The following is an 18179-nucleotide window of genomic DNA, read 5'->3' as shown; positions in this document are numbered from 1 at the left end:
ATTTTAATTTTTGATTGGGAGTAATTGATAGTCGTTATCATCAATTTCTACCACTTCAAAAGTTGAAAACAACCAGTCTCTTTGATCTATATTCAATTGTTGCAACACATCTCGTTCAAAGGTTTTGTGGACTCTGGCGTTTGTGAAATCTGCATCTAGAATTTTAGATTTTAGCAGACTAACATTTCTCAAATCAGCCATTTTTAAATTAGCGTTTTGCAAATTTGCATAATCCAGAATAGCGTTCGTAAAATCTACACCTTCAAGATTAGCCTTGTTGAAACTGGTATACGTAAGATTTGTGTTGGTTAGATTAGCATTATTAAAGTCTGCATTTTCAAAATCGGTGCCATTAAAATTTGAGTTTCTTAAGTCTGAATAAGAAAGATCAATGTTTAATAGATCATAACCTTTAAGTGAAATATTTCTCAATTCTGCATAGGTAAAATCCAGACGCTCTATAAGTTTTCCGTTCGTTCGGGTTCTGGTTGTGCTGTTGAGGTTAACACCGGTTTCTAAAAGAGAGATCAGCAGATAACCACGTTCTGGACTGGTAACGTTATTTATAAGACTGTCGTTTTCGAGGTATTTGTAAGGTTTCAGCATTTTACTCAATGCAATGAGTCTTCCTGCTGTAGCATCGTCTATTTTATTTTGAGAACTACCGGCAACATCATGGCTAATTTCTTTCAGCATATTATCCATTATTAAAAGCGTCTGACCGCGGCGGTCTGCTTCTTGTAAATAAGTTTGCTGATCTAAACGCGTATTTTGTTGTCTAAACATTTGGCTTTGTCCGGTAATCAAGGTGTTTTGTTTAGCGAGATAATAAGTCTGAAAAATTAAAAGGATAGAAGGTAATACAGCTGTTAGAATCAAAAGAAAGCCCACGCGGGTAAGTCGTATAATAATACTGCTCAATAATTCTGAAATAGTTTCTCTAGAGACGCGCTGTTGTTGCGCCATTTCATCTAAAAAACGCTCAATACTTTTTTTAAGTTGAGCCCCTAAGATCATCCCGGAAGAGCGTTTAAGAAATGTCCAGCCGAGTTTACGGCGTTGCTTTTTCTTAGAATCTTGCTTGTTGAGTTTGGCTTTTAGCTTTTCGTTTTCGGCTTCAAGTTCAGAAAGGCGTTCTTCAATCATATTTTTAAAGTCTGACAATGCTTAAAAATACTATAAACGAAAAGCTTTTTAGAATGTTGTTGCTCCTAATTAAAGCGTGTTTTTTTGTTTAGGGAATATTCATAGAGATTACCGCCGGTTTGAGCTCTGCGTTCATCTACGATATATAAAGTTGAATCATTTTTAAAGGCAATACCTTCTTTTGGAGAGGTATAATCAAGATCGTAAGTCTCAATTTTTCCGGAGAAAAAGTTTTCTCCTTCAAATTGCGAAAGCATAATAACTTTGTCTGAAGTAAGCAATGCGATTCGATCACCTTTTGGAGACATTGTAACACCTGTTATTGCACATGTATTGAGGTCATCACAAACGAAATATTGGTCAATTAGCTGAGCCTGATAATTACCAGGGCGAGCAGGTAATTTATAGACTTTGGTGATTCCATCAAAATGCCGACTTCTATTACGCGTAAACATATAGAGATTCTCTTCTTTATAGAGCAAAGCTTCTATATCAAAATTGAGATTATTTAAATCTGGCGGATAATCTTTTTGATCAGAAAGCTTAAACGTAATGCGTTTTGCTTGCAGAGTATCTCTGGAGGCTGCGAGACTTGCAAAATTCTGAATGATATAAATGAACTGATCTTCCCGTTCATTTTCATTATTTCCGGTATCAGAAATGTAAAGTGTACCCTTCGGATCTGTTGTTAAATCTTCCCAATCTTCATTAGGCGCATTACTAATAACGATTTCCCGCTGAATGTTTCCGCTTCCATCTAAACCATAAATATGATTGGGATTTCCGTGATCTGTTGCAGTATAAATTAATGTGTCATTTTCGAAAAGTGCTAAGCCGGAAACTTCCGCGAGATTACGAGCTAAACCACCTTTTTTATCCAGTTTTCCATAATCCTGACAACTGCAAATAGAAAGGATTAAAGCAAAATAAAAGATAGTTTTATACATAAGGTTAAGCCTCTGAAGATTGAACATCACCAGAGTTGGCTATAGTTATAGTCTCTGATCTGAATTTATTTTTACCAAAGTCTAATGTGCGTATTGGGAATGGAATATTAATGTCATTAGCATCAAATGCTTTTTTAATTGCAATAATCGCCTTGTCTTGAGCAATTAGCATATCTCTTCTTTTTGAAACAGGAGCCCAAAATCGTGCTACAAAATTGATAGAACTATCACCAAATCCTTCATAATAAAACTCTATCTCTTCTTGGATTTGTTGGTCAAATGTATTGGTTAAAGTTTCAAGTGTTAGCGCTTTTACTTTTTCTAAATCACTTTCATATCCCACACCACAGTTAATAAAAACTCGTGATCTTGCTGTTTGACTCCAGTTCTTAAATGGAGAATCTACAATATTAGAGTTAGGAACAATAACATAATTGTTGTCAGACTGTCTTAAGGTTACATTACGTAGGGTAATTTCTTCAACTATACCTGCGTAGTCGTTAGTTTCTACCCAATCGCCTAATTGAAGTCGTGGCATAAAACTTAAAATAACTCCACTAAATGTGTTATTTAATGTTCCTTGTAAAGCCAAACCAATAGCTAGACCTACAACACCCGCACCAGCTAAAACAGAAGTTAGAACTTTGTCTAGGTCCATAATACCTAATGCAACGAAGAAACCAACTAATACCGTAATAGCAAAGGCTGTTTGACCAGCCATTACTTTTATAGAGTCTTGCCCAACTCCCCTCATTAAAATTGTTCGAACAAATCTCGAAACATATTTTGCTATAAACCAGAAGACGGCAAAAACCAAAACTGCAACAATAAAATTGGGTAGTTTTAATATTAAACTCTCGCCCCAACCTTGAAGTTTATCTATTAATTTGTAAAGGTCAAAACCCAAAAAAGTTAAATCAGATTTTGATGCGGCTTCTTGTAATATTAGCATATTAAATGGTGTGGGTTAATTATGTTTTATAAGTTACGATTTTTTGTGGTTTGAAGTTTTGTTCATTCTCCATGAATCTAACATCCAACTTGTTTTTTCTAACTCTCTAATGTAAGCACCTAATAAATCAATAGTACCCTCGTCACCACCTTCGTCTGCAGTTTTAACTGTTGAGCGCATTTGCTTTAATAACAAACCGTGGTCATCTAAAAGAATTTTAACCATTTCAACATCTTTAATCTCACTAGAAGCTTCTTCAATACTAGATAATTTAAGATAATCGGTAAGATTACTTATAGGTTGGTAGCGTAAAGTTAGAATTCGTTCTGCTACTTCATCAATCTTGATTAATGTATCAGTATACATTTCTTCAAATTTTGCATGAAGGTCAAAGAAGTTCTCTCCAATAATATTCCAATGGAAGTTTCTGAGTTTTTGATAATATAAATGATAATCAGCAAGAAGAATGTTAAGTTGTTCTACTGTAGCTTCAGTTTTTTTGGTATCTAAATTGAGGTAATTCATGACTTTTGTATAGTAATTATTTATATACATCAAATTTACTATTGATTTTTCTTAGACACGAATTACTTAATCCGTTTAGTAAAAGTTTAACTGCAAAAATTAAAAGATGTTAAAAACTAAAATTAAGTTAAATAAAAGTTAAATGTTTTTAAGAAAAAATAATATATTAGCGGTCTGAACCCTACTTCATGAAAACTACAAAATTTAATCAGTTGAAAAATAAGAATGTGTTAGTAACAGGCGGCTGTGGCTTTATCGGTTCGCACTTAATAAAAGCACTTCTTGAACAAGGAGCTAAAGTTAAATGTCTAGACAATTTATCTACGGGTAAATTCGTCAACATTAAAGAGTTCTATGAACATTCATCTTTCGAATTTATAGAAGGTGATATCAGAGATTTTGATACGTGTGCCAAAGCAATGCAAAATTGTGATTATGTAAGTCATCAGGCAGCTTTAGGATCTGTTCCCAGAAGTTTGAAGACACCGTTGAACACCCATAGTGTTAATGTTACAGGATTTTTAAATGTTATTGAAGCAGCGAGATTAGCCAAAGTTTCACGGTTTGTATTTGCAGCAAGTTCTTCAGCATATGGTGATAATGCTAATTTGCCAAAAATTGAAAGTGAGATAGGCAGACCTTTATCGCCTTATGCAGCTACTAAGCTAGTTAATGAAATTTATGCAGGAGTTTATAAGCAAAGTTTTGGTTTTGATAGTATAGGCTTACGCTATTTTAATGTTTTTGGACCAAAGCAAGATCCTGATGGAGCTTATGCAGCAGTAATACCTAAATTTGTTTCTACTTTATTACAAGGAAAGTCTCCTGTAATTAATGGTGATGGTTCTTTTTCTCGAGATTATACCTATATTGATAATGTTATAGAAGCTAATTTATTGGCGTTAACCACTCCAAATAAGCACGCATTAAACGAAATTTATAATATTGCTTACGGAGAGCGCACCACATTAGTTGAATTAGTAAATTTGTTGAAAGAACGATTACTCAATTATGACAGTTCGTTAGCTCAAATTAAACCTGAATTTGGACCTGAGCGTCCGGGTGATGTACCGCATTCTTTGGCTTCTATACAAAAAGCTAGAAATTTATTGGGATACAATCCGCAATGCGATATATCTGAGGGCATAACGAAAGCTATTGACTGGTACTATGAGAATTTGAAAATAAACACTTAATGAATATTGGAATTATTGGGCTGGGTTATGTGGGTTTACCACTGGCACGCTTGTTTGCAACAAAATATGCTACCACCGGCTTTGATATCAATTCAGATAGAATTCAACAATTAAATACAGGCTTTGATAAAACCGGCGAACTTGAAACAGTGACTTTAAATGCTGTTTTAAAAAAAGAGCAATCCAAAGAGTTTGGACTATTCTGCACTGCTGAGCCTGATGATTTAGCAGATTCAGATATCTATATTATTACGGTTCCTACACCAATTGATGAGAATAATAATCCTGACTTGTCTCCTTTGATAAATGCGAGCCAATTGGTTAGCAAATACCTTAAAAAAGGAGATGTTGTGATTTATGAGTCTACAGTTTATCCCGGAGTTACCGAAGAGATTTGTATTCCAATTTTAGAGAAAGAAACTGGGCTTGTTTATAATAAAGATTTTTACGCAGGCTATTCTCCAGAACGTATTAATCCCGGTGATAAAACCCATACAGTAGATAAAATTCGAAAAGTGACTTCGGGTTCTACGCCTGAAATTGCTACTAAAGTAGATGAGTTATATGCTTCGGTGATTACTGCCGGAACATATAAGGCAGTTTCAATTAAAGTTGCTGAAGCTGCAAAAGTGATTGAAAATTCGCAACGCGACATCAACATCGCTTTTGTAAATGAACTTGCTAAAATCTTCAACCTGCTGGATATAGATACTAACGCAGTTTTAGAAGCTGCCGGTACAAAATGGAATTTCCTTCCGTTTAAGCCTGGTCTGGTAGGAGGACACTGTATAGGTGTAGACCCTTATTATTTAGCTCAAAAAGCAAAACAAGTGGGGTATCATCCCGAAATTATTTTAGCCGGAAGAAAACTGAATGACAGTATGGGGCCTTATGTAGCATCTCAGGTCGTTAAGCTGATGGCTCAAAAGGATATTAAACTGAAGAACAGCCGAATTTTAGTATTAGGAATCACGTTTAAGGAGAATTGCCCGGATGTTCGTAACACACGAGTCATAGATATTATTACTGATTTAAAAGAGTACGGAGCCGAAGTTTCAGTCTACGATCCGCTTGCAGATCCCGAGTTGGTTAAGAAAGAATACGGCTTTGAATTGCTGAATAATTTAGAGGCTAAAAAGTTTGAAGCTGTTGTTCTGGCTGTTGCACATTTTCAATTTGAGCAAATAGATTTTGAGTCTTTGAAAGCTGAAAATGCCGTTGTCTATGATGTGAAAGGATTTTTAAAAAACGGAGTTGATGGCAGGCTCTAAACAAAAAAAAATACTTTTTATTTTCGGCACACGCCCCGAAGCTATAAAGTTGGCTCCTGTGATTAAGTGTTTTAAAAGTGATGCTTATTTTGAAACACGTGTTTGTATAACGGCTCAGCATCGCGAAATGCTGGATCAGGTTTTAGACTTTTTTAAAATCGAAGCAGATTATGATTTGGATTTGATGAAAAAGAATCAGGATTTATTTTCGCTTACCGCAAGAGCCTTAGAAGCTTTAAAAGCGCCATTAACAACCTTTAAACCAGATCTTGTTTTTGTACACGGCGATACCACAACCACAATGGTTGCTAGTTTGGCGGCTTTTTATGCCGGCGCCAAAGTGGGACATATTGAAGCTGGTTTGCGTACCTTCAATAAGCAATCCCCATTTCCAGAGGAAATTAACCGCCAGTTAACAGGGCGTATCGCAGATTTTCATTTTGCACCTACCGAAAAATCTAAGAACAATTTGTTAGCCGAAAACATCCAAGAATCTCAGATTTTTATAACTGGAAACACCGTTATAGATGCCTTAGAAGAAACCGTAAAAAGGGTTTCTCAGAAAATACCGCAGTGTGCTGAAACTATTCCATTCGGTTCAAAGAAAGTCATTTTGATCACGGGTCATCGCAGAGAGAATTTCGGTCCCGGAATGCGACGTGTCTGTGAGGTTTTAAAGGAAATTGTAGAAAGGCGTCACGATGTGCATTTGGTTTATCCGGTGCATTTAAATCCGAATGTAAAAAATACCGTTCACGAGATCTTGGGGAATATTGAAAATATTTCGCTCATTGAGCCACTCAGTTATCCTGATTTTGTCTGGATGATGAATGCTTCTTATTTTATCATAACCGATAGTGGCGGGATTCAGGAAGAAGCACCGGGATTGGGTAAGCCGGTTTTAGTAACACGAGATACTACAGAGCGTCCTGAAGCGGTAACCGCAGGAACCGTGAAATTGATTGGTACAGATTCGACAAAGCTAAAAGCCGCAATTTTAGAACTTTTAGATAACGCTGAATCTTATAAAAGAATGAGCAAGGCTCACAATCCATATGGTGATGGTAAAGCCTCTGCACGCATTCTTAATGCGGTAAAACAGAATTTATAAGATTACTCGATAACTGAGATTACTTCAGAAGAATTAAGTTTTAACAAGTTTTCTTAAGCTTTTTATTCCGTTTAAAATCTTTGTTACCTTTACCCGACAAGCGGAGTTAAACCGCTATTCTTTAATTTTTCTATGGAATTTTCATCAAAACTTTTAGAGCAGGCAGTTTACGAGATGTCTCAATTGCCCGGAATTGGGAAGCGTACGGCTTTGCGCTTGGTGCTGCATTTGCTCAGACAATCAGAAAGTCATACCGAGCATCTAACGCAGGCGCTTACTAAATTGCGAACTGAGATTAAGTTTTGTAAGAATTGCCACAATATTTCTGATGTAGAGCTGTGTGAGATTTGTTCAAATCCTAATCGAGACGCATCATTAGTTTGTGTGGTAGAAGATGTGCGTGATGTAATGGCAATAGAAAATACGAGTCAGTATCGCGGGCAATACCACGTTTTAGGCGGAAAAATATCTCCTCTTGATGGAATCGGTCCGCAGGATTTAACGATTCATTCTTTAGTAGAAAAAGTAAAAGCAGGTGAAATAGAAGAGATAATTTTTGCTTTAAGCTCAACGATGGAAGGTGATACCACAAATTTTTACATCTACCGTCAGCTCGAACAATACAAGATTAAAACCTCTACAATCGCTCGCGGTATAGCTGTGGGTGACGAGTTGGAGTATGCAGATGAAGTAACTTTAGGTCGCAGTATTCTCAACCGTATTCCTTTTGAGAATTCATTAAAGAATTAGCCTGTGAAGCTATCGGTTATAATTCTCAACTACAAAACTCCTTATTTTCTACATCTGTGTTTAGAAAGCGTTCAACGTGCAACAGCGAACCTAGAATCAGAAATTATAGTTATCGATAATAACTCTCAAGATGAGAGTATAGAACTCGTAAAAACTTATTTTCCTGAAGTCTTTTTGATTGAGAATCAAGAAAATCTGGGGTTTTCAAAAGCTAATAATTTAGGTGTCAAACAAGTAAATGGCGAATTCATTTGTATTTTGAATCCTGATATGGTTGTGCCTGAGAATTGTTTTGAAACCCTATTAGAATTTTCAAATGATAAAAGAGATTTGGGCGTAGTTGGAGTAAGACTTATTGATGGTACCGGTACTTATTTACCCGAGAGTAAAAGAAATATTCCCAATATCGAAGTTGCCTTTCAAAAACTAACCGGCGACACTTCTAAGTACTATGCAAATCAATTAGCGCAAGATGAAGTTGGTGAAGTTCCGGTTTTGGTAGGTGCATTTCTATTTATGAGAAAGGCTGTATTTGAGTCTATCGGTAGTTTTGATGAAGACTACTTTATGTACGGGGAGGATATCGATTTAAGCTATAAACTGACTCAAAACGGTTTTAAGAATTATTATTATGGTCAATTAACGGCATTGCATTTTAAGGGTGAGAGTACGATTAAGAATAGAAAGTACCAAAGAAGATTTTACAAAGCAATGCAGATCTTTCAGAAGAAGCATTTTTCAAAAGGCAAATTTGTAGATGGTATTATTGTTTTGGCTTTAAAATTGCTTGCTGAAACTAAATCAAATAAAAAATTAAAACTGGAAAACGGAGACACAGAAAAAAACATTTTTTGGGTATCTGAACAATCAGCAATGCCGGAAGCTTTTCGTATTAAAAATTATAAATCCTTAAATGTCATAGCATTTAAGGATTTATCGCAGTTGCAAAACACTTCTGGAACTGTGATTTTTGATTTGCAAGATCTTAAGTTTAGCGAGGTTTTACAAAGCATTCAGTTGTTAAAAAACAGCAAAAATAGGTTTCGCATAAGACCTTCAAATTGTAATTTTAGCCTAGGAAGTGATACTTCAACGAGTCAAGGAGAGCTCTTGAAATGGTAGTTCTTAAATGATATAAAGCGAAATACGTTTATTTTTATTAATTTCGCAAAAATATAAAGTAAACAAATAATTATTTTGATAATATGGCAAAATTTGAACTGAAATTACCGAAAATGGGAGAAAGCGTCGCTGAAGCTACTGTGACAAACTGGCTCAAAGAGGTAGGGGACACCATTGAAATGGACGAGCCGGTTGTTGAAATTGCCACAGATAAAGTTGATAGCGAGGTTCCTAGTGAAGTAGAAGGCGTATTGATAGAGAAACTTTTTGAGGCTGATGATGTGGTTCAGGTGGGGCAGACTATAGCAATTATTGAAATTGATGGAGGTTCTTTAGATGAAGAAACAGAACCAGCACCCAAAGAAGAACGTGTTGAAACTGATCACAAAGAAGGGCAAGAGACTGAAGCAGTTGCAGAGGATGCTGAACAATTTGTAAATGCTGCAAAAGAGACTACTGGGGCACCGGCTATTAATAATGATGGAGATCGATTTTATTCTCCTTTAGTTAAAAATATTGCGCAGCAGGAAGGTATTGCTCAGGATGAATTAGATAAAATTTCTGGTACGGGTCTAGAAGGTCGTGTTACGAAAGACGATATTTTAAAATATGTAGAAGCTCGTAAATCTGGTAAAGCTTCAGTTACAACAACAAAACCAGAACCAACTAAAATACTTGAAAAACCAGCACCAGTTAGTGTAAATGATGAAGATGAAATCATTGAAATGAGCCGAATGGGCAAAATGATTTCAAAACACATGATGGCTTCTGTGCAGACATCGGCGCACGTACAATCGTTTATAGAAGTTGATGTAACAGCGATCTGGAAATGGAGAGCGCGAATCAAAGATGATTTTCAGAAACGAGAAGGTGAGAAGCTAACGTTTACTCCGATTTTTATGGAAGCAGTGGCAAAAACCATACGCGATTTCCCAATGATCAATATCTCTGTTGATGGTGATAAAATAGTTAAGCGTAAGAATATTAATCTGGGTATGGCAGCAGCTTTACCCGATGGAAATCTTATTGTTCCGGTTATTAAAAATGCAGATCAGCTTAATCTGGTAGGTATGGCAAAAGCTGTTAACGATTTGGCTTCGCGAGCAAGGCTAGGTAAATTAAAACCAGATGACACGCAAGGCGGAACATACACGGTGACTAATGTTGGAACTTTTGGTAGCGTGATGGGAACACCAATTATCAATCAGCCGCAAGTGGGGATTTTAGCTTTAGGAGCGATACGTAAAGTTCCTGCTGTTATAGAAACTCCGGAAGGTGATTTTATAGGTATTCGTCATAAAATGTTCTTGTCTCATTCTTACGATCACCGTGTCGTGAATGGAGCGTTAGGGGGGCAGTTTGTACAGCGAGTTGCTCAGTACCTTGAAGCTTGGGATGTAGACAGACAAGTATAAGTTTTAATGAAATATATTAGAAAGACCTTCCTGATTCAGGGAGGTTTTTTTGTTATTATAAATTGAACTGAGCCTTTTCAATTAGAAGGGATAGATTTTTAAAAAGTTAGAGTATTTGCCCTAGGTAATTGTATTTTTGTAAAAATTGAACAACCTATGAATTTAAACCTATCCAGACCCATTTGTTTTTTTGACCTTGAGACAACAGGGATTAATGTAGCTCAAGACCGTATTGTTGAAATATCTGTTCTTAAAGTTTTTCCTGACGGAAAGGAAGAAAAGCATACTTGGCTTGTGAATCCTACAATTCCTATTCCGGCGGAAACAACCGCTGTACATGGTATTAAAGATGAGGATGTTGCTGATAAACCTACCTTTAATGAACTCGCAGTAACAGTTCATAACCTCATAAAAGATTCAGATTTGGCTGGTTTCAATTCCAATCGATTTGATATTCCGCTTCTTGCAGAAGAAATGCTTCGTGCTGATGTAGATTTTGATATGAAAAATCGTAATGCAATAGATGTACAGACGATTTTTCACAAAATGGAACAGCGTACGCTTAGTGCTGCTTATAAATTTTATTGCGATCAGACTTTAGAAGATGCGCATAGTGCAGAAGCAGACACCATAGCGACTTATGAAGTACTCAAATCACAGCTAGACCGTTACACAGATTTAGAAAATAATATGAAAAGTCTGGCGGAATTTAGTGCGCGTAAGAGGTTTGCTGATTTTGCCGGTTTTATAGCTTTTAATAAAGAAGGTGAAGAGATTTTTTCTTTCGGAAAACACAAAGGAAAAAAAGTAGAAGATGTGTTAGAAAATGAACCCGGATATTTTGGCTGGATTCAAAATGCAGACTTTCCACTTTATACTAAAAAAGTACTTACCGCTATTAAACTTAGAAAACTGAATACCAAATTGTTTTAGACGATGTTTAAAAGAGCAGCATTCGTTTTAGTTCTTTTTTCAGCAATTGTTCACGCGCAACATTTCAATTTTGAAGGAAGTGTACGGGATGCTGAAACGAAGAAAGGAATTCCGTTTGCTACCGTATTATTTCAGAATATTAAAAAAGGAACCTCCGCAGATAAAAAAGGAGTGTTTAAACTGGCAGTTGATGAAAATCTAAAGAAAGAATTGGTTTCTATTAGCTGTGTAGGTTATGAGTCAAAATTTATTCGTTTTGATGAGTTAAAAGATGCTATCGTTTTTCTAAATCCTAAGATAGATGAGCTTGATGCAGTAAAGCTCTATGAAATGCGTCTAGAGCATAAAAAGCGTATCAACCCTTTTAGAGGCAGGCAAGTTGTAGGATTGGGTAATTTTAGCGGAGGTGCTTACCCTTCGGCTCTGGCACGATATTATGAGCGTCCGGATGGGTTTGATAAAGCCTGTTTTTTAAGCGAAATTAAAATCGATTTTTATAAACGTTTAGGTATACCAGATAGTGATGCAAAATTTAGGTTGCGCATACTTGATGTTGCAGCTGATAAGAAGCCGGGGAAAGATTTATTAAGTTCAGATTTTATTTTAACTAAAGAAGAAAGAGATCGCCAAATTTCACTTGATTTAAAACATTACAAACTTCAAGTTCCTGCTGATGGCTTTTTTATAGTTGTAGAACATTTGTTTATTGAGAGCAACAGATTTACGGAAACAATTTCAGTAAAAGTGAATGATTCTGTAGGAATTAAACAATATCAAGTAGAGCGGTATGCGCCAATTTTTAAAGGGATTGAAATACGCGAAAGTGAGGAGAAAAGTCGTTGTTATTACAGCGGTATTTCCGGCTGGAAACCTATAAATTTATTAGATACAAAAAGCAGTGTTTTGCAAGGGAGATTTCCGGCACCAGCTTTTAAATTATTATTTACAGATTAGCTTATGAAAATCATTTGCATTGGTCAGAATTACAGCGATCACATTAAAGAACTCAACAGTAAACCTTCAAGCGAACCTATGTTTTTTTTAAAACCAGATTCTGCAGTTTTATTAAAAAAGCATCCGTTTGTGATACCAGAGTTTACAAATGAGGTGCATTATGAGGTAGAGCTTTTAGTTCGTATTAATAGATTGGGTAAATACATTCAGCCTAAATTTGCGCATAAGTATTATGATGAGATAGGCTTGGGGATTGACTTTACCGCTCGTGATTTGCAAAGGGAGTGTAAAGAAAAAGGGCATCCGTGGGAGAAAGCAAAAGGTTTTGATGGTTCTGCTGTTTTAGGAGACACATGGATTTCAAAAGAAAACTACAAAGATTTAAAAAATATTAATTTTCATTTAGAAAAAAATGGTGAAATTGTGCAGAAGGGAAGTACTGCAAATATGATTTTTGATGTCGATACGTTGATTGCGTATGTTTCTCAATTTATGACTCTTAAAATAGGAGACATACTGTTTACAGGAACACCTGCGGGTGTTGGTCCTGTTGCGATAGATGATAAACTGACCGGTTATTTAGAAAATAAGCCCCTATTTACCGTCAATATAAAATAACCCAAATTATAAAAATATGCCTACTCATTACGATTTATACCAGCTTGAAGATATGTCTGGCGGGGATAAAGAATTTATGAAAACTGTAGTTGAAGCTTTCTTGATTGAGATCCCACCAGATTTAGAGAGCATGCAACTTGCCATAGATAATGACAACCATAAAATGGCCTATCAGTTTGCTCATAAAATGAAACCAAATCTAGAAATGTTTGGTATAGATCTTATCCGTGAAATTTCAGCGATGGAGCGCTGGGCAGATAGCAATAAACCTACATCAGCTATCAGACCACAACTCAATACGATTGTAACTATGGTTAACGATGCAATTGCCGAGATGCGCAAAGACTGGAAAATGTAATGAGAGCACACATCATAACAATAGGCGATGAGATACTCATTGGCCAGATTGTAGATACCAATTCAGCTTTTATTGCAAAGCAGCTAGACAAGATAGGGATTGAAGTTCGCGAGATTTCTTCTATTTCAGATGATAAACAGCATATTTTAGATAGTCTCGCTTCCGCAAAAGAAAGTGCCGAAGTTGTAATTATCACCGGAGGTTTGGGACCTACAAAAGATGACGTCACCAAACATACGTTCTGCGAATTTTTTAAAGATCATTTAGTTGAAGATGCAGCGGTGCTTCAAAATATAGAACGCATTTTTAAGCATCACGTCAATAGACCTATGTTGCCTGCAAATCGCTCGCAAGCACTTGTACCGAGTAAGTCAACTGTTTTGATGAATAGCAATGGCACAGCACCTGGTATGTGGATGAAAGATGGTAATGCGGTTTTTATCTCGATGCCTGGGGTTCCTTTTGAGATGAAAGCTTTGATGACTGATGAGGTCATCCCAAGATTACAGCAAGAATTCAGCAGGCCATTTATCGTTCACAAAACCTTGCAGACTTACGGAATGGGGGAGAGTGAAATTGCAGATAAAATTGAAGATTGGGAGAATAAATTACCAAAAGAAATTAAACTCGCGTATTTACCAGCTTTAGGAAAAGTGCGCCTTAGGCTTTCTACAAAAGGACCCATTAAAGAAGTGTTGGATCAAAAGCTTGAGGAGCAAATTATAAGCCTTCATAAGCTGATAGGGGATATCATTGTAGGTTATGATGACGATGAGCTAATAGAGACCGTTATCGGGCGTTTATTTGTTCAGAAGGGTAAAACCCTTGCTGTTGCAGAGAGCTGCACAGGAGGACAGATAGCTTCGGCAATTACAGCAATATCTGGTGCTTCAGCATATTTTAAAGGTGGAATGGTTACATATGCGACACATTCTAAAGTTGAATTGCTTAAAATAGAGCAGTCTGTGATCGATGAGTATTCTGTTGTGAGTGCTCCGGTAGCAGAAGCTATGGCTTCTGCTGTTAAAAACTGGTATAAATCAGATTATGCAATTTCCACAACCGGAAATGCGGGTCCCTCAAAAGGAGATTCTGATGCAGAAGTGGGTACCGTTTTTATTGGTCTAGCAACGCCAGATGGTGTATTTTCTCAAGAATTTAAGATGGGAAGCCAGCGGGAACGAGTGATTTCTAAAAGCGTGACTAAGGCTTTTGAACTCCTTCAAAAAGAAATTTTAAAAAACTAGTATTTTAAGTTGGTCAACTTGTTTTAGTTGTGTAAATTTGCACCCTGTTTTTCAGTAACACATTATAAAGTTTAGAATCATGTCAAGAGTTTGTGAGCTTACGGGCAAAAAAGCAATGGTAGGAAACAATGTTTCTCACGCGATGAATAAAACCAAGCGTAAATTTGATGCCAATTTAATCAAAAAACGTTTTTATATTCCGGAAGAAGATAAGTGGATTACATTAAAAATTTCTACAGCCGCTCTTAAAAATATAAATAAGAAAGGAATTACTGCTGTGCTTAAAGAAGCACGTGCAAAAGGCTTTCTTACTAAGTAATAACGGTATAACGATTAGGAATTATGGCAAAGAAAGGCAATAGAGTACAGGTAATTTTAGAGTGCACAGAGCATAAAGCTTCTGGGAAACCAGGAACTTCTCGTTATATTACCACTAAGAACAAAAAGAACACCCCAGATAGAATGGAGTTGAAGAAATTCAACCCAATCTTGAATAAAATGACTGTTCACAAAGAAATAAAATAAGACATGGCAAAGAAATCAGTAGCAACATTACAGACCGGTTCAAAACGTTTGACCAAAGCCATTAAAATGGTAAAATCTCCTAAAACAGGAGCTTACACTTTTGTGGAAGCTGTTATGACACCAGAAATGGTTGGAGAGTTTTTAGATAAAAAATAAGACATTCTAAATGTTTATACGTAGCCGTTACACTTTGGTGTAACGGCTTTTTGTATTTTTTAATTTCAACGGTTTTTAAATAGCACTAAAGAGAATACCTTTGTGTTGCTAACCAATGCATCCTGAATACGATGAGTTTTTTCAAAAAAATATTTTCAAAAGAAAAAAAAGAAACTTTAGACAAAGGTCTGGAGAAAACAAATACTAATTTTTTAAACAAATTAGGGAAAGCTGTTGCTGGTAAAAGCAAAGTTGATGACGAGGTTTTAGATAATCTTGAAGAGATTTTGGTTTCCAGTGATGTAGGTGTAGCCACAACTATTAAAATCATAGATAGAATTGAAGAACGTGTAGCGAGGGATAAGTATTTAGGTACAGAAGAACTCAATACGATTTTGAGAGAAGAAATCGCTGGTTTGATGAGCGAGACCAACTTTGGTGACGCTACAGACTTTTCAGTTCCTGCTAAGAAGCCTTATGTGATTATGGTGGTTGGTGTTAATGGTGTAGGTAAAACGACTACCATTGGTAAATTGGCTTATCAGTTTAAAAAGCAAGGTCTCAACGTTGTTTTGGGAGCAGGTGATACGTTTAGAGCAGCTGCTATTGATCAATTACAAATCTGGGCAGATCGTGTAGATGTTCCTATTGTAAAACAACAAATGGGAAGCGATCCTGCTTCGGTAGCCTTTGATACGGTACAAAGTGCTGTTAAGATGGATGCTGATGTTGTTATTATAGATACGGCAGGACGCTTACATAATAAAGTAAATTTGATGAATGAATTGACTAAAGTAAAACGCGTAATGCAGAAAGTTATTGACGACGCTCCAGACGAAGTTTTATTGGTTTTAGATGGTTCTACAGGTCAGAATGCTTTTGAGCAGGCTAAACAGTTTACAGCAGCTACAGAAGTAACTTCATTAGCGGTTACAAAACTAGACGGAACAGCAAAAGGAGGTGTTGTAATTGGTATTAGTGATCAATTTCAAATTCCGGTAAAATATATAGGCGTAGGTGAAGGGATTGAAGATTTACAAGTATTCAATAAAATCGAGTTTGTAGATTCCTTTTTTAGGGTCTAAAATTCACCAAATCGTTTTAAATATAAAGGCATCCATGTTTATGAGGTGCCTTTTTGTATTTTAGGAGTAAAATTAAAACCCTATGAAACAATTTTTACTCGTTTGTATCTTGCTCATATTTTTCTCGTGTAAAGAGGAATTAAATACCAATACTCAGAAAAGTACAGAAATAAAAACGGACAGTATTCAGGAGCGTGAATATGCGGTTCTAGATTCTAAAGTTTTGGATACGTTGGATTTGTGGAAATCATTCAATTTTGAGGTAAAAATGTTTCTCAAAACTAAATACGATAAGCTAAAACCTCTGATTTTTGAAAAAACGATTCCCGAAATTCAGCAAGCTGTAGCAGATGGTAAGCTTACCTATGAAGAACTTACCTTATTTTATTTAAGCCGAATTAAAAAATACGATCGCAATAATGAATTGTCTTTAAATTCAATTATTGCGTTAAACCCAAAAGTTTTAGACGAGTCAGGTGAACTGGATGCAAATCGACCGAAAGAACTTGATTTATACTCAATCTACGGAATGCCGGTTTTATTGAAAGATAACATCAATGCAGCCGGAATGCCAACTACTGCCGGGGCGGTTGTCTTTGAAAATAATAATACTGGTGATGCTTACATCACTCAGAAATTAAAAGAAAATGGCGCTTTAATACTTGGCAAAGCAAACTTGAGTGAATGGGCTTATTTCTTTTGTGGTGACTGCCCGAGTGGATACTCTGCAGTAGGCGGACAAACCTTAAATCCGTACGGAAGAAAAATTCACGATACCGGCGGCTCTAGTTCAGGAAGTGGTGTTTCTATGGCGGCTAATTTTGCTGTTGCGGCTGTAGGCTCTGAAACTAGCGGTTCTATATTGTCACCATCGAGTTCAAATTCAGTTGTAGGTTTAAAGCCTACTGTAGGTTTACTTTCCCGTGGCGGAATTGTGCCTATTTCAAGTACGCTAGACACTCCCGGACCGATGACACGCTCGGTGATTGACAATGCGATTATGCTTCAAGCAATGACAGGTTTGGATTCTGAGGATGAAAAAACTGTAAGCTTAAATGCCCCGGAAACCAACTATATAACGCGCTAAAGAATTTGAAGCCTGAAGCATTCTTAAAAGAAAAGCGCTTAGGATATTACAAAGGCTATGATGATACGTTGTACGTGCTGGCAGTGCAAGCCTTTAAAAAAGCTGGAGCAACTTTAGTTGAGTTGAAACGACCTGAAATTGATTTGCCGCAATTTGTACGGGTTTTAAATCTGGATATGAAAACTGATTTACCTGCTTATATCTCAAAATACGGTTCTGATAAACTTTCAGTAAAAGATTTAAATGAAATTACTACCTACAATAAGCAAGATTCGCTAGTCAGAATGCCATATGGGCAGAAATTACTTTATGGTGTTTTAGCAGATTCTGCATCTACAGAAGAATTCACAGCAATTAAAGATACCTTAGAGCGCAACGGAAGACAGTTCTTTGACGAATCCATCAAAACTAATAATCTGGATGCAGTGCTTTCAATCAATAACTATATGGTAGGTTATGCGGCGGTAGCAAAATACCCGGCGATTACGGTGCCAATGGGATATAAAGAAACCAATCAGCCGATGGGGTTAACGTTTATCGCGCCTACATTATCTGAGGCAAAATTATTAGAATTAGCTTTTGCGTACGAACAAATTTCTAAGATGCGTAAAACACCGGTTGATTTTGATGAGTAAAATTTTATAATATGAGTACCTAAGCCAAGAATTTAGTTACCCGTATAAGAGCAATTCAGTAGTAGCACTATAAGTGAGCTGAAAAGTAACGATCTCATAATTAGACAGTTTAAGAATCATCTATTTTAAGGTATAAAATCCTCAAA

The 18179-nt window shown here is 36.3% G+C and carries 21 protein-coding genes; 17 read left to right on the top strand and 4 right to left on the bottom strand.

Annotated elements, in window-relative coordinates; genetic code table 11:
- Positions 1 to 3 precede the first annotated feature (3 nt).
- The 4 genes from BUB91_RS12745 to BUB91_RS12730 all read right to left on the bottom strand — a co-directional run bounded on the left by BUB91_RS12745 (position 4) and on the right by BUB91_RS12730 (position 3570).
- Complete coding sequence (locus BUB91_RS12745) at positions 4 to 1146, bottom strand: pentapeptide repeat-containing protein (RefSeq protein WP_073099677.1); 1143 nt, start codon at positions 1144 to 1146, stop codon at positions 4 to 6.
- Positions 1147 to 1211: 65 nt separating this feature from the next.
- Positions 1212 to 2093, bottom strand: coding sequence for an SdiA-regulated/phytase-like domain-containing protein (locus BUB91_RS12740; protein ID WP_073099676.1), 882 nt, complete (start codon positions 2091 to 2093; stop codon positions 1212 to 1214).
- 4 nt (positions 2094 to 2097) lie between these two features.
- Positions 2098 to 3045 carry a mechanosensitive ion channel family protein gene (locus tag BUB91_RS12735; protein WP_073099675.1) on the bottom strand — a complete coding sequence of 316 codons (948 nt, stop codon included), beginning with the start codon at positions 3043 to 3045 and terminating at the stop codon, positions 2098 to 2100.
- Between the two features lie 33 nt (positions 3046 to 3078).
- Positions 3079 to 3570, bottom strand: a complete 492-nt coding sequence (locus tag BUB91_RS12730) for a Dps family protein (protein WP_073099674.1) — start codon at positions 3568 to 3570, stop codon at positions 3079 to 3081.
- Between the two features lie 188 nt (positions 3571 to 3758).
- Between BUB91_RS12730 and BUB91_RS12725 the strand changes: the two genes are divergently transcribed.
- The 17 genes from BUB91_RS12725 to BUB91_RS21300 all read left to right on the top strand — a co-directional run bounded on the left by BUB91_RS12725 (position 3759) and on the right by BUB91_RS21300 (position 18033).
- Positions 3759 to 4766 (top strand): SDR family oxidoreductase, encoded by a 1008-nt coding sequence (locus BUB91_RS12725; protein ID WP_073099673.1) that lies wholly within the window; start codon positions 3759 to 3761, stop codon positions 4764 to 4766.
- The gene (locus BUB91_RS12720; protein WP_073099672.1) at positions 4766 to 6037 is read left to right on the top strand and encodes a nucleotide sugar dehydrogenase; all 1272 of its coding nucleotides are present in this window, start codon (positions 4766 to 4768) and stop codon (positions 6035 to 6037) included. The genes BUB91_RS12725 and BUB91_RS12720 overlap by 1 nt, the downstream gene beginning before the upstream one ends.
- Positions 6024 to 7148, top strand: a complete 1125-nt coding sequence (gene wecB / locus BUB91_RS12715; RefSeq protein WP_073099671.1) for a non-hydrolyzing UDP-N-acetylglucosamine 2-epimerase — start codon at positions 6024 to 6026, stop codon at positions 7146 to 7148. Before BUB91_RS12720 ends, wecB begins: the two co-directional genes overlap by 14 nt.
- A gap of 132 nt (positions 7149 to 7280) precedes the next feature.
- Positions 7281 to 7898 carry a recombination mediator RecR gene (gene recR, locus BUB91_RS12710; protein ID WP_073099670.1) on the top strand — a complete coding sequence of 206 codons (618 nt, stop codon included), beginning with the start codon at positions 7281 to 7283 and terminating at the stop codon, positions 7896 to 7898.
- A 3-nt stretch (positions 7899 to 7901) separates the two neighbouring features.
- Entirely contained in the window at positions 7902 to 9020 is a 1119-nt protein-coding gene (locus BUB91_RS12705; RefSeq protein WP_073099669.1) for a glycosyltransferase family 2 protein, read from the top strand.
- A gap of 83 nt (positions 9021 to 9103) precedes the next feature.
- On the top strand, positions 9104 to 10435 hold the full coding sequence (locus BUB91_RS12700) for a dihydrolipoamide acetyltransferase family protein (RefSeq protein ID WP_073099668.1): 1332 nt from the start codon (positions 9104 to 9106) through the stop codon (positions 10433 to 10435).
- Between the two features lie 156 nt (positions 10436 to 10591).
- A complete protein-coding gene (locus BUB91_RS12695) occupies positions 10592 to 11368 on the top strand; it encodes a 3'-5' exonuclease (protein ID WP_073099667.1) in 777 nt (258 codons plus the stop codon).
- A 3-nt stretch (positions 11369 to 11371) separates the two neighbouring features.
- Complete coding sequence (locus BUB91_RS12690; protein ID WP_073099666.1) at positions 11372 to 12322, top strand: carboxypeptidase-like regulatory domain-containing protein; 951 nt, start codon at positions 11372 to 11374, stop codon at positions 12320 to 12322.
- A 3-nt stretch (positions 12323 to 12325) separates the two neighbouring features.
- Entirely contained in the window at positions 12326 to 12940 is a 615-nt protein-coding gene (locus tag BUB91_RS12685; RefSeq protein WP_073099665.1) for a fumarylacetoacetate hydrolase family protein, read from the top strand.
- A gap of 16 nt (positions 12941 to 12956) precedes the next feature.
- A complete protein-coding gene (locus tag BUB91_RS12680; protein WP_073099664.1) occupies positions 12957 to 13298 on the top strand; it encodes an Hpt domain-containing protein in 342 nt (113 codons plus the stop codon).
- Positions 13298 to 14545: a competence/damage-inducible protein A gene (locus BUB91_RS12675; protein ID WP_073099663.1), complete on the top strand. Its 1248-nt coding sequence runs from the start codon at positions 13298 to 13300 to the stop codon at positions 14543 to 14545. Before BUB91_RS12680 ends, BUB91_RS12675 begins: the two co-directional genes overlap by 1 nt.
- A 79-nt stretch (positions 14546 to 14624) precedes the next feature.
- The gene (gene rpmB, locus BUB91_RS12670) at positions 14625 to 14864 is read left to right on the top strand and encodes a 50S ribosomal protein L28 (protein ID WP_009780710.1); all 240 of its coding nucleotides are present in this window, start codon (positions 14625 to 14627) and stop codon (positions 14862 to 14864) included.
- Positions 14865 to 14887: 23 nt separating this feature from the next.
- Positions 14888 to 15070: a 50S ribosomal protein L33 gene (rpmG, locus tag BUB91_RS12665; protein WP_028375871.1), complete on the top strand. Its 183-nt coding sequence runs from the start codon at positions 14888 to 14890 to the stop codon at positions 15068 to 15070.
- A gap of 3 nt (positions 15071 to 15073) precedes the next feature.
- Positions 15074 to 15226: a DUF4295 domain-containing protein gene (locus BUB91_RS12660; protein WP_073099662.1), complete on the top strand. Its 153-nt coding sequence runs from the start codon at positions 15074 to 15076 to the stop codon at positions 15224 to 15226.
- Between the two features lie 131 nt (positions 15227 to 15357).
- The gene (gene ftsY / locus BUB91_RS12655; protein WP_073099661.1) at positions 15358 to 16311 is read left to right on the top strand and encodes a signal recognition particle-docking protein FtsY; all 954 of its coding nucleotides are present in this window, start codon (positions 15358 to 15360) and stop codon (positions 16309 to 16311) included.
- A gap of 82 nt (positions 16312 to 16393) precedes the next feature.
- Complete coding sequence (locus BUB91_RS21305) at positions 16394 to 17398, top strand: amidase family protein (protein WP_241652608.1); 1005 nt, start codon at positions 16394 to 16396, stop codon at positions 17396 to 17398.
- Positions 17399 to 17403: 5 nt separating this feature from the next.
- Positions 17404 to 18033: an amidase gene (locus BUB91_RS21300; RefSeq protein ID WP_241652607.1), complete on the top strand. Its 630-nt coding sequence runs from the start codon at positions 17404 to 17406 to the stop codon at positions 18031 to 18033.
- Positions 18034 to 18179 lie beyond the last annotated feature (146 nt).

The organism is Leeuwenhoekiella marinoflava DSM 3653, assembly GCF_900129005.1.
In the GTDB taxonomy this organism is placed as follows: Bacteria; Bacteroidota; Bacteroidia; order Flavobacteriales; family Flavobacteriaceae; genus Leeuwenhoekiella; species Leeuwenhoekiella marinoflava.
This window is presented reverse-complemented; position numbering and strand designations above follow the sequence as displayed.